1 protein-coding gene is annotated in these 204 nt (G+C 36.8%); it reads left to right on the plus strand.

Annotation, left to right across the window (positions count from 1 at the left end; translation table 11 throughout):
• On the plus strand, positions 1-204 hold a 204-nt coding region (locus CSX02_RS13560), incomplete at both ends, for a hypothetical protein (RefSeq protein ID WP_189281454.1).

Here is a 204-nt window from a genome sequence, read left to right on the forward strand (position 1 = left end):
GGAAATACCTGTACAAACGGTAAGATTGCCTATGCAGACTTTCAGTTGGAAAATGAAGAAGCTGAGACGGTGGATTTTTATGCAACTAGTATTGGCTTTATTGGGGTAGGCGAGAGAAATCATCTTGTGGATATGGCATCCGAGATTGGATATTTTAATTATATGGGGACGATAGATAATGATCATAATGCATTTCTATTAAAA

Origin of the sequence: Agathobacter ruminis, assembly GCF_002735305.1 — a bacterium.
Classification (GTDB): Bacteria; Bacillota; Clostridia; order Lachnospirales; family Lachnospiraceae; genus Roseburia; species Roseburia ruminis.